Consider the following 14664-nt stretch of genomic DNA (forward strand, 5'->3'; position numbering starts at 1 on the left):
GGCAGGTAGACGCCTGCCCGATTCTTCATTAAAACTCTCTGATTCAGAAATCTTAATTAATGAATGTCAAAAGGACTTATAACTAAAGGGAGGTAGGCTCCTTGGTTGACGTAAATGAATTCGAATTTATGAAAATTGGTTTGGCTTCACCGGATAAAATTCGTTCTTGGTCCTATGGGGAAGTAAAAAAACCTGAGACAATTAACTATCGTACATTAAAACCTGAGAAAGATGGTCTTTTCTGCGAACGCATATTTGGTCCGACGAAAGACTGGGAATGTCACTGTGGAAAATACAAACGCGTTCGATATAAAGGTGTAGTATGTGACCGATGTGGTGTAGAAGTAACGCGAGCAAAAGTTCGACGTGAACGTATGGGACACATCGAACTTGCGGCGCCAGTTTCACACATTTGGTACTTTAAAGGAATTCCAAGCCGTATGGGGCTCATTCTTGATATGTCTCCAAGGGCATTGGAAGAAGTAATTTATTTTGCTTCTTATGTAGTAATCGATCCTGGCGTTACAAACTTAGAGAAGAAACAACTTTTATCTGAAAAAGAATATCGTACTTGCCGTGAAAAGTTTGGTAATAGCTTTGAAGCAGGAATGGGTGCAGAAGCTATCAAGAAACTTCTAGAGCAAATTGACCTAGAGGAAGAAGCAAATAAATTAAAAGAAGAATTAAAAACAGCTCAAGGTCAACGTCGCACCCGAGCAATTAAACGCCTTGAAGTCATTGAATCATTCCGCAGTTCTGGAAATAGACCAGAGTGGATGGTATTAGAGGTGCTTCCGGTTATCCCACCAGAGCTTCGACCAATGGTACAGCTGGATGGTGGCCGATTCGCAACATCTGACTTAAACGATTTATATCGTCGTGTTATTAACCGTAACAATCGTTTAAAACGCCTTTTAGATTTAGGGGCTCCTAGCATTATAGTTCAAAACGAAAAACGCATGTTGCAAGAAGCGGTAGATGCATTGATCGATAATGGACGTAGAGGTCGTCCTGTAACGGGACCGGGTAATCGACCATTAAAATCCTTGTCACACATGTTAAAAGGTAAACAAGGACGTTTCCGTCAAAACTTGCTTGGTAAACGTGTAGACTATTCTGGTCGTTCCGTTATCGTCGTTGGTCCAACGTTAAAAATGTATCAATGTGGTCTACCTAAAGAAATGGCGATTGAATTATTTAAGCCTTTTGTAATGAAAGAGTTAGTTGAAAGAGGCTTGGCTCACAACATTAAGAGCGCAAAACGCAAAATTGAACGTATGCACAACGAAGTATGGGATGTGCTTGAAGACGTAATTAAAGAACATCCAGTGTTACTTAACCGTGCTCCAACGCTTCACAGATTGGGAATTCAAGCGTTCGAACCAACTTTAGTTGAAGGTCGTGCAATACGACTACACCCGCTTGTATGTACAGCTTATAACGCTGACTTCGACGGTGACCAAATGGCGGTTCACGTGCCGTTATCAGCAGAAGCTCAAGCGGAAGCTCGTTTACTGATGCTTGCTGCACAAAACATCCTAAATCCAAAAGACGGTAAGCCGGTTGTAACACCTTCCCAAGACATGGTATTAGGAAACTACTATTTAACTCTTGAGCGCAAAGGTGCTCGTGGAGAAGGTTCAGTATTCTCTAGTCCAGATGAAGTGTTAATTGCTTACCAAAACGGTAATGTGCACCTGCATAGCCGAATTGCCGTAAAAGCAAGCTCTTTAAACAATAAAACATTTACGGAAGAGCAAAATAAAAAAATCTTGATTACAACAGTAGGTAAAATTATCTTTAATGAAATTTTGCCAGAGTCTTTCCCATACATTAACGAACCAACATCTTACAACTTGGAAGTAGCTACACCAGATAAATACTTTGTCAGCTTAACAATCGATGATGAGCTACTAAAAGAACTAGAAGCTTCAGAAGAATATAATCAACTATCTGAACAAGAAAAAATCGAATATCAGCGTAAAGCGGTATTGAAAAAATACATTGAGGATCAAGAGTTGATTCCTCCATTCCGTAAAAAATTCTTAGGAAGCATTATTGCGGAAGTATTCAAGCGATTCCATATTACAGAGACATCCAAAATGCTAGACCGCATGAAAGATTTAGGATTTAAATATTCAACGCGTGCGGGTATTACAGTAAGTATTTCAGATATCGTTGTATTACCTGAAAAAGGTGAAATTTTAGATAAAGCTCAGAAAAAAGTTGATAAAGTAATGCAACAATTCCGTCGCGGTTTAATTACAGAAGAAGAACGTTATGACCGCGTAATTTCAAGCTGGTCTGAAGCAAAAGATGAAATCCAAGCAAAACTAATGAACTCTTTACCAAGATTGAATCCGATCTTCATGATGAGTGACTCCGGTGCCCGTGGTAACGCATCGAACTTCACTCAGCTTGCAGGTATGCGTGGACTCATGGCCAACCCAGCTGGTCGTATTATCGAACTTCCAATTAAATCTTCATTCCGTGAAGGTTTAAGCGTATTGGAATACTTCATTTCAACACACGGTGCCCGTAAAGGTCTTGCGGATACTGCGCTAAAAACTGCGGACTCTGGTTATTTAACTCGCCGTCTTGTTGACGTTGCACAAGACGTGATTATTCGTGAAGAAGATTGCGGTACAGACCGTGGATTAACGATCGGTGCGTTAATGGATGGTACTGAAGTAATTGAAACGCTTGAAGAACGTATTGTTGGACGCTATGCTAAGAAAACAATTCGTCATCCTGAAACAGGCGAAATAATCTTAGAGCGCGACAATTTAATTACGCAAGATATCGCTCGAAAAATTATTGATGCTGGTATTGAAAAAGTATCAATCCGTTCAGCATTCACATGTAATACAAAACATGGTGTATGTAAAAAATGTTATGGTATCAACTTAGCAACTGGTGAAGAGGTTGAAGTGGGAGAAGCGGTTGGAATTATCGCTGCTCAATCAATCGGTGAACCAGGTACACAGTTAACGATGCGTACATTCCACACTGGTGGGGTTGCTGGTAACGACATTACGCAAGGTCTTCCACGTATTCAGGAGATCTTCGAGGCGCGTAATCCAAAAGGTCAGGCTCTTATTTCAGAAATTAAAGGTGTCGTTACTGAAGTTGAAGAAAGTCGTGACGGCTTAAGAGAAATTACTGTTGTTGGTGAAATTGAAACTCGTAAATATCAAGCTCCTTACAATGCACGATTGAAAGTTGCTGTAGGTGACGAAGTAGAACAAGGTCAAATTCTAACTGACGGTTCAATTGATCCAAAACAATTATTAAAAGTCAAAGACGTAGCAACGGTACAAGAATATTTATTAAAAGAAGTTCAAAAAGTATACCGTATGCAAGGGGTAGAAATCGGGGACAAACACATCGAAGTAATGGTACGTCAAATGCTTCGAAAAGTTCGCGTAATTGAAGCTGGAGATACAGACTTACTTCCTGGAACACTCCTCGATGTTCACCAATTCACAGAAGCAAATAAAGAAGCGATTATGAATGGTAAAGTACCTGCAACATGTCGTCCAGTTATCCTTGGAATTACGAAAGCTTCGCTTGAAACGGAATCCTTCTTATCTGCTGCATCATTCCAAGAAACAACTCGTGTATTAACAGATGCTGCAATTAAAGGTAAGCGAGATCCGCTACTCGGATTGAAGGAGAACGTAATTCTAGGAAAACTTGTTCCAGCAGGTACAGGTATGCAAAGATATCGTCAAATCAAGATCAAAGAAGAGCCTGTTAGCGCTCTAGAAGAATTAACATCAGCCGAATAATTCGGAAAACATTTCAGTGAAAATACAAGAGCTTGAGTCTCCGAAGTTGTAAACAAACATTATGCGATAGGGAGGCTCAAGCCATTTTCACTGGATGAATAATGGAATAAATTCATTAAATCGTTTACTTGCTCTGTTTCTATACTTATCAAAAAAATTTTTTAACTCAATTACAAAAAAAATTGACAGATTGAAATGATAATGATAATATACTTAGGGTTGATAGTAACTGTCTGTACTTCGGAGGATATTGTCAATGTCTTATGAAAAAGTTAAACAGGCAAGTAAAACAATCATTGGTACAAAGCAAGCAGTAAAAGCAATAAAAGCTGGCCGAGTAAAAGAGCTCATTGTAGCACAAGATGCAGAAGAGAGAATAACAGAACCGGTTATTGCCCTTGCAAAGGAAAATGGAATTCCGGTAGATCTTGTGGAATCAAGAAAAGAGCTTGGCAAAGCGTGCGGAATCCAAGTTGGAGCTGCAGTTGTTGCGATTGCTGCGGAGTAGTTTTTGTGGAAAAACACAAAAGCTTTGTTTTTACCCTAAAAATGAACCACCTGGATATGTGGTATTAAAAAACGATAACATGAAGGGAGGAAAAACCGATGCCTACAATTAACCAATTGGTACGTAAGCCTCGTAAATCTAAAATTACTAAATCAAAATCACCTGCGTTAAACAAAGGTTACAATAGCTTTAAAAAGTCTCTTACAAACGTTAATTCACCTCAAAAACGCGGAGTATGTACACGTGTTGGTACAATGACACCGAAAAAACCAAACTCAGCGTTACGTAAATATGCACGTGTTCGTTTAACAAACCAAATCGAGGTTACAGCTTACATTCCTGGTGAAGGTCACAACTTACAAGAACACAGCGTTGTATTAATTCGCGGTGGACGTGTAAAAGACTTACCAGGGGTACGTTACCACATCATTCGCGGTGCGCTTGACACTGCAGGTGTAAACGGCCGTATGCAATCACGCTCTTTATACGGTACGAAAAAACCAAAAGAGAAAAAATAATAAAAATTCGTAATACTCGTTGAAAGGAGGAAAACACATGCCTCGTAAAGGTCCTGTTTCCAAACGTGACGTGTTACCTGATCCGATTTACAATTCAAAATTAGTAACACGTTTAATTAATAAAATCATGATTGACGGTAAAAAAGGTACAGCGCAAAAAATTCTTTACAGTGCGTTCGATATTGTAAAAGAACGTTCAGGCAAAGATCCATTAGAAGTGTTTGAAGAAGCATTAAATAATGTAATGCCAGTTCTTGAGGTACGTGCTCGCCGTGTTGGTGGTTCTAACTATCAAGTACCGGTTGAAGTTCGTCCAGACCGTCGTATTACTCTAGGTCTTCGCTACCTAGTGAACTACGCTCGTCTTCGCGGTGAAAAAACAATGGAAGAGCGCTTAGCTAACGAAATCCTAGATGCAGCAAACAACACTGGTGCTGCAGTGAAAAAACGCGAAGATATGCATAAAATGGCAGAAGCAAACAAAGCCTTTGCACACTATCGTTGGTAATCTAAATTTTGTACTAGCTTTTTGCTAGTACAAAATTTAAATATAACACTTTTTTAGTCTAAACCCAATTTGGAAGGAGACAATTCCCTATGAAACGCGAATTCTCTCTAGAGAATACACGTAATATTGGGATCATGGCTCATATTGATGCTGGTAAAACAACAACAACTGAGCGTATCCTTTATTACACTGGTAAGATTCACAAAGTCGGTGAAACTCACGAAGGTGCCTCTCAAATGGACTGGATGGAGCAAGAGCAAGAACGTGGTATTACAATCACTTCTGCTGCTACAACGGCTCAGTGGAAAGGTCACCGCATTAACGTCATCGACACTCCGGGACACGTGGACTTCACTGTAGAGGTTGAACGTTCATTACGTGTACTTGACGGTGCAGTTACAGTACTAGATGCTCAATCTGGTGTTGAACCACAAACTGAAACTGTATGGCGCCAAGCTACAACATATGGAGTTCCTCGTATCGTATTTGTTAACAAAATGGACAAAACTGGTGCCGACTTCTTATACTCAGTAAATACTTTACATGATCGTCTTCAAGCGAATGCGCATCCAATTCAATTACCTATTGGTGCGGAAGATCAATTTAAAGGTATTATTGACTTGGTTGAAATGAATGCGACATTCTACGGTAACGACGAAGGTACAGATGTTACTGTAGGAGAAATTCCAGAAGAATACAAAGCACAAGCTGAAGAATACCGTGAAAAATTAATTGAAGCAGTAGCTGAACTTGATGAAGAATTAATGGAAAAATACTTCTCTGGTGAAGAAATTACAGTAGAAGAATTAAAAGCTGCAATCCGTAAAGCAACAATTGCGGTACAATTCTACCCTGTACTTTGCGGTACTGCGTTCAAACATAAAGGTGTTCGTAAAATGCTTGATGCAGTAATCGACTACTTACCTTCACCACTCGATATTCCTGCTATTAAGGGTATCGTGCCAAAAACTGAAGAAGAAACTGAGCGTCATGCAAGTGACGAAGAGCCATTCTCAGCATTGGCATTCAAAGTTATGACTGACCCATATGTAGGTAAGTTAACATTCTTCCGTGTGTATTCAGGTATTCTAGATTCTGGTTCATACGTTCTTAACTCTACAAAAGGTAAACGTGAACGTATTGGACGTCTTCTACAAATGCACGCAAATCACCGTGAAGAAATTTCAAAAGTATTCGCAGGGGATATTGCTGCAGCAGTAGGTTTAAAAGATACAGTAACTGGTGACACACTTTGTGATGAGAAAAACCCAGTTATCTTAGAATCAATGGAATTCCCAGAACCAGTTATTTCGGTTGCTATTGAACCAAAATCAAAAGCAGACCAAGATAAAATGAGTACAGCTCTTGGAAAACTTCAAGAGGAAGACCCAACATTCCGTGCTCATACTGACCAAGAAACAGGTCAAACAATCATCTCTGGTATGGGTGAGCTTCACCTTGATATCATTGTTGACCGTTTAAGACGTGAATTCAAAGTGGAAGCTAACGTAGGTGCTCCACAAGTTTCATATCGTGAAACATTCCGTACAACTGCTCAAGTTGAAGGTAAATTCGTTCGCCAATCTGGTGGTCGTGGTCAATACGGTCACGTTTGGATCGAATTCTCTCCAAATGAAGAAGGAGCAGGCTTTGAATTTGAAAACGCGATTGTCGGTGGGGTAGTACCTCGTGAATACATCCCAGCTGTAGAAGCAGGTTTAAAAGACGCTATGGAAAATGGTGTACTAGCTGGATACCCAGTGATTGACATCAAAGCGAAATTATTCGATGGTTCTTACCACGATGTTGACTCTAACGAAATGGCGTTCAAAATCGCTGCATCCATGGCACTTAAAAATGCTGCAGCAAAATGTAACCCTGTATTACTTGAACCAATAATGAAAGTTGAAGTTGTAATACCAGAAGAATATCTAGGCGATATCATGGGTCACGTAACTGCACGTCGCGGTCGTGTTGAAGGTATGGAAGCACGCGGTAACGCACAAGTAGTTCGTGCTATGGTTCCACTTGCTGAGATGTTCGGATATGCAACTACATTACGTTCTGCTACTCAAGGTCGCGGTGTATTCTCAATGGTATTTGACCACTATGAAGAAGTACCAAAATCAATTGCAGAAGAAATTATCAAAAAAAATAAAGGTGAATAATAATTGAAATCTCACCTTTAATCAAGTATAAATAATTTGTAAGCTATGATTGTTTGACAAGAAAGTAATTTCTTGTCAGCAGTTGTAAAAATAAAAAATACAAGTAATAGGAGGCTTTCTCTAATGGCTAAAGAAAAATTTGATCGTTCAAAACCACACGTTAACATTGGTACAATTGGTCACGTTGACCATGGTAAAACTACTTTAACTGCTGCTATCGCAACAGTTCTTGCGAAAAAAACTGGTGGTGAAGCTAAATCTTACGACCAAATCGACAACGCACCAGAAGAAAAAGAACGTGGTATCACAATCAACACTTCTCACGTTGAATATGAAACTGAAAAACGCCACTATGCACACGTAGACTGCCCAGGACACGCTGACTACGTTAAAAACATGATCACTGGTGCTGCTCAAATGGACGGCGGTATCTTAGTAGTATCTGCAGCTGACGGTCCAATGCCACAAACTCGTGAGCACATCTTACTTTCTCGTCAAGTGGGTGTACCATACTTAGTAGTATTCTTAAACAAATGTGACATGGTTGACGACGAAGAATTATTAGAATTAGTAGAAATGGAAGTTCGTGACTTACTTTCAGAATATGACTTCCCAGGCGACGAAGTTCCTGTAATTAAAGGTTCTGCTCTTAAAGCTCTTGAAGGAGATGCTGAGTGGGAAGCAAAAATCATTGAATTAATGGATGCAGTTGACGAATACATTCCAACTCCACAACGTGAAACTGATAAACCATTCATGATGCCAGTAGAGGACGTATTCTCTATCACTGGTCGTGGTACAGTTGCTACTGGTCGTGTAGAACGCGGTCAAGTTAAAGTTGGTGACGAAGTAGAAATCATCGGTTTAGCTGATGAGCCAACAAAAACAACTGTAACAGGTATCGAAATGTTCCGTAAATTACTTGACTATGCTGAAGCTGGTGACAACATCGGTGCTTTATTACGTGGTATTTCACGTGATGAAGTTCAACGCGGTCAAGTATTAGCAAAACCAGGCTCAATTACACCACACACAGCTTTCAAAGCACAAGTTTACGTATTATCTAAAGAAGAAGGTGGACGCCATACTCCATTCTTCTCTAACTATCGTCCACAATTCTACTTCCGTACTACAGACGTAACTGGTGTAATCACTTTACCAGAAGGTGTAGAAATGGTTATGCCTGGTGATAACATCGAAATGACTGTAGAATTAATCTCTCCTATCGCGATTGAAGAAGGTACTAAATTCTCTATCCGTGAGGGTGGACGTACTGTAGGAGCAGGTTCTGTATCTGAAATCATTAAATAATAAACGTAAATAGCTTACGATTGAACCATCTTGTAGTTTATCTACAAGATGGTTTTTTTAGTGCGCCTGGCATGGGTGTAATCTATAGGGTGTAAGTCCCGAACTGTGAAGGCAGAAGTAACAGTTAGCTTAACGCAAGGGTGTCCGTGGTGACGCGGAATCTGAAGGAAGCGAGCGGCAAACTTCCGGTCTGAGGAACACGAACTTCATATAAGGCTAGGTATCATTGGATGAGTTTGCTAAACAAAACAAAGTCCTTTCTGCCAAAGGTGGTACAGAGTAAATGAAGCAGATAGATGGAAGGAAAGATTACATTCTTACCCGGGGAGGTCTGGCGGATATGTGAAGTACGCTTCATAACCTACTTAGTGATAAGTAGCTGAACCGTCAGAAGTCAGCAGAGGTCATAGTATTAGTTGGTTTAGAACTACTAAGAAGGACCGAACAATTAAGAGAGAATAGCCCTTGGCATTCAGTGAGTCATGATGAACACAGAAAACGTAGTACCTCACTTGAGGAAGGAAGCGGTGAATCCCGTGGGAGACCTCTTGGAGGGTGGAGTGACCACTGGCATAAAGAGAACAGCTATTCACGGAAGTTATAAAGACTTGCGTCAATCATCTTAATTGAACCGCCGTATACGGAACCGTACGTACGGTGGTGTGAGAGGACGGGAGTTAATCGCTCCCTCCTACTCGATTTTTTTCTATAGCTAAAGTGAATATTGTTTATTCAAAATATGTATTTCATTTATATGCTCTCTCCCCCTTATAATATTATTAAGAAGATTTTGGAATCTTCAAAATCATTGTTCGAATTATTGAGGGGGATGCGGTATTATGGCAAATTACGTTACAGTGGGGAATTTACAAGTAGAAAAAGTGTTATACGATTTTGTAAATGAGCAAGTTTTGCCTGATGCAGAAGTAAATAAAGATGAATTTTGGGCAGGATTTGATACATTAATTCATGACTTAACGCCGGAAAATAAAGAACTTCTTGAAAAGCGAAGAGAATTAGAAGAGGCAATTCATAACTGGCATAAAGAAAATAAAGATCACTTTCATTTCGATCAATATAAAAAATTCCTTGAAGATATCGGCTACATTGAACCGAAAGTAGAAGACTACCATATTACAACTGAAAACGTTGACGAAGAAATTTCGTTTCAAGCTGGTCCTCAATTAGTTGTACCAGTAAACAATGGACGTTATGCTCTGAACGCTGCCAATGCTCGTTGGGGAAGCCTTTACGATGCATTATACGGTACTGATGCCATTAGCGAGGAAGATGGAGCGGAGAAAGGAAACAGCTACAATCCAGTTCGTGGCCAGAAAGTAATTGAATATTCGAAGAAGTTTTTAGATCAAGCAGTTCCTTTAAAAGATGCAACTCATTTAGATGTTACAAAATATGCGATTGTAAACGGAAAGCTAGTTGCTACACTTTCAAATGGCAATGAAACAGGACTTGTGGATGAATCAAAAGCTGTGGGGTATAACGGGTCGCCAGAAGAACCTTCTGTAGTTTTATTAAAGAATAATGACCTGCACATTGAAATTGTAATCGATCGAAATCATCCTGTAGGAAAATCAGATCCGGCTGGTATTAAGGACATTATTTTAGAATCAGCTGTGACGACAATAATGGACTGTGAGGACTCTGTTGCTGCAGTTGATGCAGAAGATAAAGTAGAAGTATACAGCAACTGGTTAGGATTAATTAGAGGAGATTTATCAGCTACTTTTGATAAAGGTTCGAAAATAATGACTCGTACGTTAAATCCTGACCGCACGTATAAAGGGGTTAACGGCGAAGACATTGCATTACCAGGTCGCTCATTAATGTTTGTCCGCAATGTAGGTCACTTAATGACAACAAACGCCATTTTAGATAAAAATGGAGAAGAAATCCCAGAAGGAATTATGGATGGTGTCATTACGAGCTTAATTGCTAAACTTGATATATTAGGTAAAACAAAATACAAAAATTCGAAAAAAGGCTCTATTTATATTGTAAAACCAAAAATGCACGGTTCAAAAGAAGTAGCATTTACAAACAAATTATTTGGTAGAATTGAAGATTTAATTGGGCTTGAGCGTTACACATTAAAGGTTGGGGTAATGGATGAAGAACGTCGTACGTCTCTAAACTTAAAAAATTGCATTAAAGAAGTAAAAGAACGGATTGTCTTCATTAACACGGGATTCTTAGATAGAACAGGTGATGAAATTCATACATCAATGGAAGCAGGTCCAATGATTCGCAAAAATGAAATGAAATCTTCTGTTTGGTTAAATGCATATGAAAGATCAAATGTATTCGTAGGATTAAATTGCGGTTTACAAGGCCGTGCCCAAATTGGTAAAGGAATGTGGGCAATGCCTGACTTAATGGCTGCAATGCTAGAGCAAAAAATCGCTCATCCAAAAGCAGGAGCCAATACAGCTTGGGTACCATCACCAACAGCTGCAACGTTGCATGCCATCCACTATCATTTAGTAGATGTAAAAGAAGTTCAAAGAGGTATTACTGACTTTGAAGATTTACAAGATGATATTCTTCAAATTCCTGTAGAGAAAAATCCAAACTGGAGCCCAGAAGAAATTCAAGAAGAGTTGGACAACAACTGTCAAGGAATTTTAGGATACGTAATTCGCTGGGTAGAACAAGGAGTTGGATGTTCAAAAGTACCAGACATTAACGATATTGGATTAATGGAAGACCGTGCAACACTTCGTATTTCCAGCCAACATATCGCAAACTGGCTACATCATGGAATTGTGACAAAAGAACAAGTGTATGAAACGCTTAAACGTATGGCTGTAGTGGTGGATAAACAAAATGCTGATGATCCAAACTATCGCCCAATGGCTCCAAACTTCGAAGAGTCTGTTGGTTTCCAAGCAGCTTGCGACCTCATTTTCAAAGGATATGAGCAACCAAATGGTTATACTGAACCAATCCTTCATAAGCGACGCCTTGAAGCGAAACAAAAATATGGCGTTGTAAGTACAAACTAATTATAAAAAGACATCCCTTCCAAAATAGATAACCATTTTGGAAGGATGTCTTTTTTATTTCGTAATAAATTGCTGGGCTAATTCAATAAATTCTCTTACAGCGAAAGATAAATACTTATTCTTTTTCCAAGTCAATCCTAACTCTAGAAAAAGATTTTCATGTTTGAAAGGAATTGAAACAATTTTTTCATTTTGAAGTTTTTCACATATTTTTTTTGGAAGTAACGCAATCCCTACTTTAGCAGCCACCATCTCAACGATTAAATCTTTCTGTGATGATTCACAAGCTATTGTAGGGTAGAACCCATTTTTTGAACATTCTTCTATAATGCGATCGTACAATGTAAAATCTTTGCGATATATAATAAAATCTTCTTTCTCTAACCGGGACATTTCAACGGATGACAATGTAGCAAGTGGATGGTCTTTATGAACAATTAACATTAACGGATCTTTTAATATACTAATAGATTCTAATTGATCGTTTGGAGCACATAAATTACAAATGAGTCCTATATCCAATTCTCCTTCTTCTACCCCTTGCCGAATTTTTTTCGTCCCAACTTCCGTTAGTTTAATTTCAATATAAGGATACTTTTCTTTATATAAACTAATTAATTTTGAAAAAAACTCCACACCTACAATCGGTGGAATTCCAATACGAATTTCTCCTTTTTTCAACTCCATTAAATCCGTTAATTCTGAACGTAAATTTTTAAAGGCGGCTAATACATGTTGTGCATTTGCTAATACCGCCTTTCCTGCATCCGTCAACTCCAATTGTTTTGAAGAACGGTAAAATAAAGGTACACCTAGTTCGGCTTCTAAATTTTGAATGGCTTTACTAATGGATGGTTGTGATACGTGTAAAGTGGAAGCAGCTTTCGTGAAACTCAAATGTTTGGCTACTTCTGTAAAATACTCGATTTGGCGGATGTCCACTACAAACATCTCCTTTTTACGCACTATTTGTTCTTTGTTCCATTATACTAATTTACATACATATTTCTCATAAAAAGAGAATAAAATTGATTTTCTTAAACAAAGTGCAAAATATATTACAATATAATATAAAAATTTTATGTATGTGAAAGGATGAAAGGATGAAAATATTTTTAATAGAGGACGATCAATCCATTTTCAATTCAATAAGGGAACGTTTTAACCAATGGTCGATGGAAGTAATAGGACCAAAAGATTTTCAACAAGTGCTAGATGATTTTTTAAACGTGCAGCCACATCTAGTCATCATTGATATTCAACTCCCCGCATTTGATGGTTTTCATTGGTGCCGTGAAATTCGTGCCATCTCAAAAGTGCCAATTCTATTTTTATCATCTAGAGACCATCCAATGGATATGGTAATGGCTATGCAAATGGGGGCGGATGATTTTGTGCAAAAACCTTTTCATATGGAAGTATTGCTAGCAAAAGTACAGGCGATATTAAGAAGAACTTATGATTATGGGGAGAATATGCAACATGTTGTGAGATGGAATGGTGCAATTATTGATTATGACAGAGGAACCATTCAATACGGTGAGAAAGTGATAGAATTGACGAAAAACGAATTGTTTATTTTGAAGACATTATTAGCTTCTGTTGACAAAATTGTTTCTCGTGATGAGCTAATGCGTAAATTATGGGATGACGAGCGATTTGTGAATGATAATACGTTAACGGTCAATGTCAATCGATTGCGACAGCGATTAGATGAAATTGGTTTATCGGATACCATTGTAACGAAAAAAGGACTTGGCTACATGGCGGTGACAAAATGATTGGACTATTTTTAAAAGAAAGAAGATCGTGGATTTTATTCTTCCTGTTTATGCAAATATGGCTGAATGGATTGTTTTTCATCGATAGCGGCATATCAAATATATCCATCATATATGTAAACATCATGAATCTTTTATTCTTTCTTCTTTTCTTAATTTGGCGTTATGGAAGAGAAACAAAGCAGCTAAAAGCTATCTATGAGCAACCAATCAATAAAGAGCTACTTTCTCCTTTCCAGCGAAAGTACATGGAACATTTGCAACAACAATATGAAGAAATAGATTATAGACTTCATCAAATAAAAATGGAAATGCTTGAACAGCAAGATCAGATGCTGGCGTGGGTGCATGAAATGAAATCGCCGATGACTGCCATGAAATTAATCGTGGAACAAGTAGAACCTTATGCGTTAAGAGAGAAGATTGAAAAAGAATGGGTTCGCATATTTTTGTTGCTTGATCAAAAAATCCATGAAACAAGGCTTTCAACGATTGAAAAAGATAACCGGCTGGAAAAGGTTTGTTTGGAAACAGTCGTTCATCAACAAATTAAAGATTTTCGTTCATGGTGTATTGAAAAAGGGATTGGTGTTGAAACCAAGAATTTGCAAAAGACCGTGACAACAGATGCCAAATGGCTTGGGTTCATTATTCGCCAAATTTTTTCTAATGCAGTGAAGTACAGCCATGAAAATAGTGAAATTCACATATTTACAACTCGGAATCAAGAGGGGCATCTATTATTACATATACAAGACTTCGGAGTTGGGATTCGAGCTGAAGACTTGCCCCGTATTTTCCAACGGTCCTATACAGGAACGATCGGAAGGGAAACAATCGCTGCGACAGGGATGGGTCTATACTTGGCAAAGGAAGCGGCTGAAAAACTTGGGCTTACGCTGAAGGTAGATTCACAAGTGGGTGCCGGCACAACTTTTACAATCCAATTTCCTCTTGAAAATCAATACATTCAATCTTATGGTATGTGACAAAATTGTCATTTACCATTTTTTATTTGTCACGAGAATCGAACGATTGTAAGGTACTGAAAGGGTA

The 14664-nt window shown here is 38.6% G+C and carries 11 protein-coding genes; 10 read left to right on the forward strand and 1 reads right to left on the reverse strand.

What is annotated here, in order from left to right; all coding sequences use genetic code 11:
* The first annotated feature begins 101 nt into the window (after positions 1 to 101).
* The 8 genes from rpoC to UtA1_RS03505 all read left to right on the forward strand — a co-directional run bounded on the left by rpoC (position 102) and on the right by UtA1_RS03505 (position 11827).
* On the forward strand, positions 102 to 3791 hold the full coding sequence (gene rpoC, locus UtA1_RS03470) for a DNA-directed RNA polymerase subunit beta' (RefSeq protein ID WP_096550060.1): 3690 nt from the start codon (positions 102 to 104) through the stop codon (positions 3789 to 3791).
* Positions 3792 to 4047: 256 nt separating this feature from the next.
* Entirely contained in the window at positions 4048 to 4299 is a 252-nt protein-coding gene (locus UtA1_RS03475; RefSeq protein WP_016838548.1) for a 50S ribosomal protein L7ae-like protein, read from the forward strand.
* 98 nt (positions 4300 to 4397) lie between these two features.
* Positions 4398 to 4817, forward strand: a complete 420-nt coding sequence (gene rpsL, locus UtA1_RS03480; RefSeq protein WP_016838549.1) for a 30S ribosomal protein S12 — start codon at positions 4398 to 4400, stop codon at positions 4815 to 4817.
* A gap of 37 nt (positions 4818 to 4854) precedes the next feature.
* Positions 4855 to 5325: a 30S ribosomal protein S7 gene (rpsG, locus tag UtA1_RS03485; protein ID WP_016838550.1), complete on the forward strand. Its 471-nt coding sequence runs from the start codon at positions 4855 to 4857 to the stop codon at positions 5323 to 5325.
* An 89-nt stretch (positions 5326 to 5414) separates the two neighbouring features.
* Entirely contained in the window at positions 5415 to 7493 is a 2079-nt protein-coding gene (gene fusA / locus UtA1_RS03490; RefSeq protein WP_016838551.1) for an elongation factor G, read from the forward strand.
* Between the two features lie 123 nt (positions 7494 to 7616).
* Positions 7617 to 8804 (forward strand): elongation factor Tu, encoded by a 1188-nt coding sequence (tuf, locus tag UtA1_RS03495; protein ID WP_096550061.1) that lies wholly within the window; start codon positions 7617 to 7619, stop codon positions 8802 to 8804.
* A gap of 482 nt (positions 8805 to 9286) precedes the next feature.
* Positions 9287 to 9430 (forward strand): hypothetical protein, encoded by a 144-nt coding sequence (locus UtA1_RS16975; protein WP_172597779.1) that lies wholly within the window; start codon positions 9287 to 9289, stop codon positions 9428 to 9430.
* Between the two features lie 213 nt (positions 9431 to 9643).
* Entirely contained in the window at positions 9644 to 11827 is a 2184-nt protein-coding gene (locus UtA1_RS03505; protein WP_096550062.1) for a malate synthase G, read from the forward strand.
* Positions 11828 to 11881: 54 nt separating this feature from the next.
* Here the strand turns inward: UtA1_RS03505 and UtA1_RS03510 are convergent, their stop codons facing one another.
* Positions 11882 to 12769: a LysR family transcriptional regulator gene (locus UtA1_RS03510; protein WP_016839362.1), complete on the reverse strand. Its 888-nt coding sequence runs from the start codon at positions 12767 to 12769 to the stop codon at positions 11882 to 11884.
* A gap of 161 nt (positions 12770 to 12930) precedes the next feature.
* Here UtA1_RS03510 and UtA1_RS03515 point away from each other — a divergent pair, with 161 nt between their 5' ends.
* The gene (locus UtA1_RS03515; protein ID WP_096550063.1) at positions 12931 to 13608 is read left to right on the forward strand and encodes a response regulator transcription factor; all 678 of its coding nucleotides are present in this window, start codon (positions 12931 to 12933) and stop codon (positions 13606 to 13608) included.
* Positions 13605 to 14597 carry a sensor histidine kinase gene (locus UtA1_RS03520; protein WP_096550064.1) on the forward strand — a complete coding sequence of 331 codons (993 nt, stop codon included), beginning with the start codon at positions 13605 to 13607 and terminating at the stop codon, positions 14595 to 14597. Before UtA1_RS03515 ends, UtA1_RS03520 begins: the two co-directional genes overlap by 4 nt.
* The last annotated feature ends 67 nt before the right edge of the window (positions 14598 to 14664 follow it).

Origin of the sequence: Ureibacillus thermosphaericus, from assembly GCF_002370195.2 — a bacterium.
Classification (GTDB): domain Bacteria; phylum Bacillota; class Bacilli; order Bacillales_A; family Planococcaceae; genus Ureibacillus; species Ureibacillus thermosphaericus.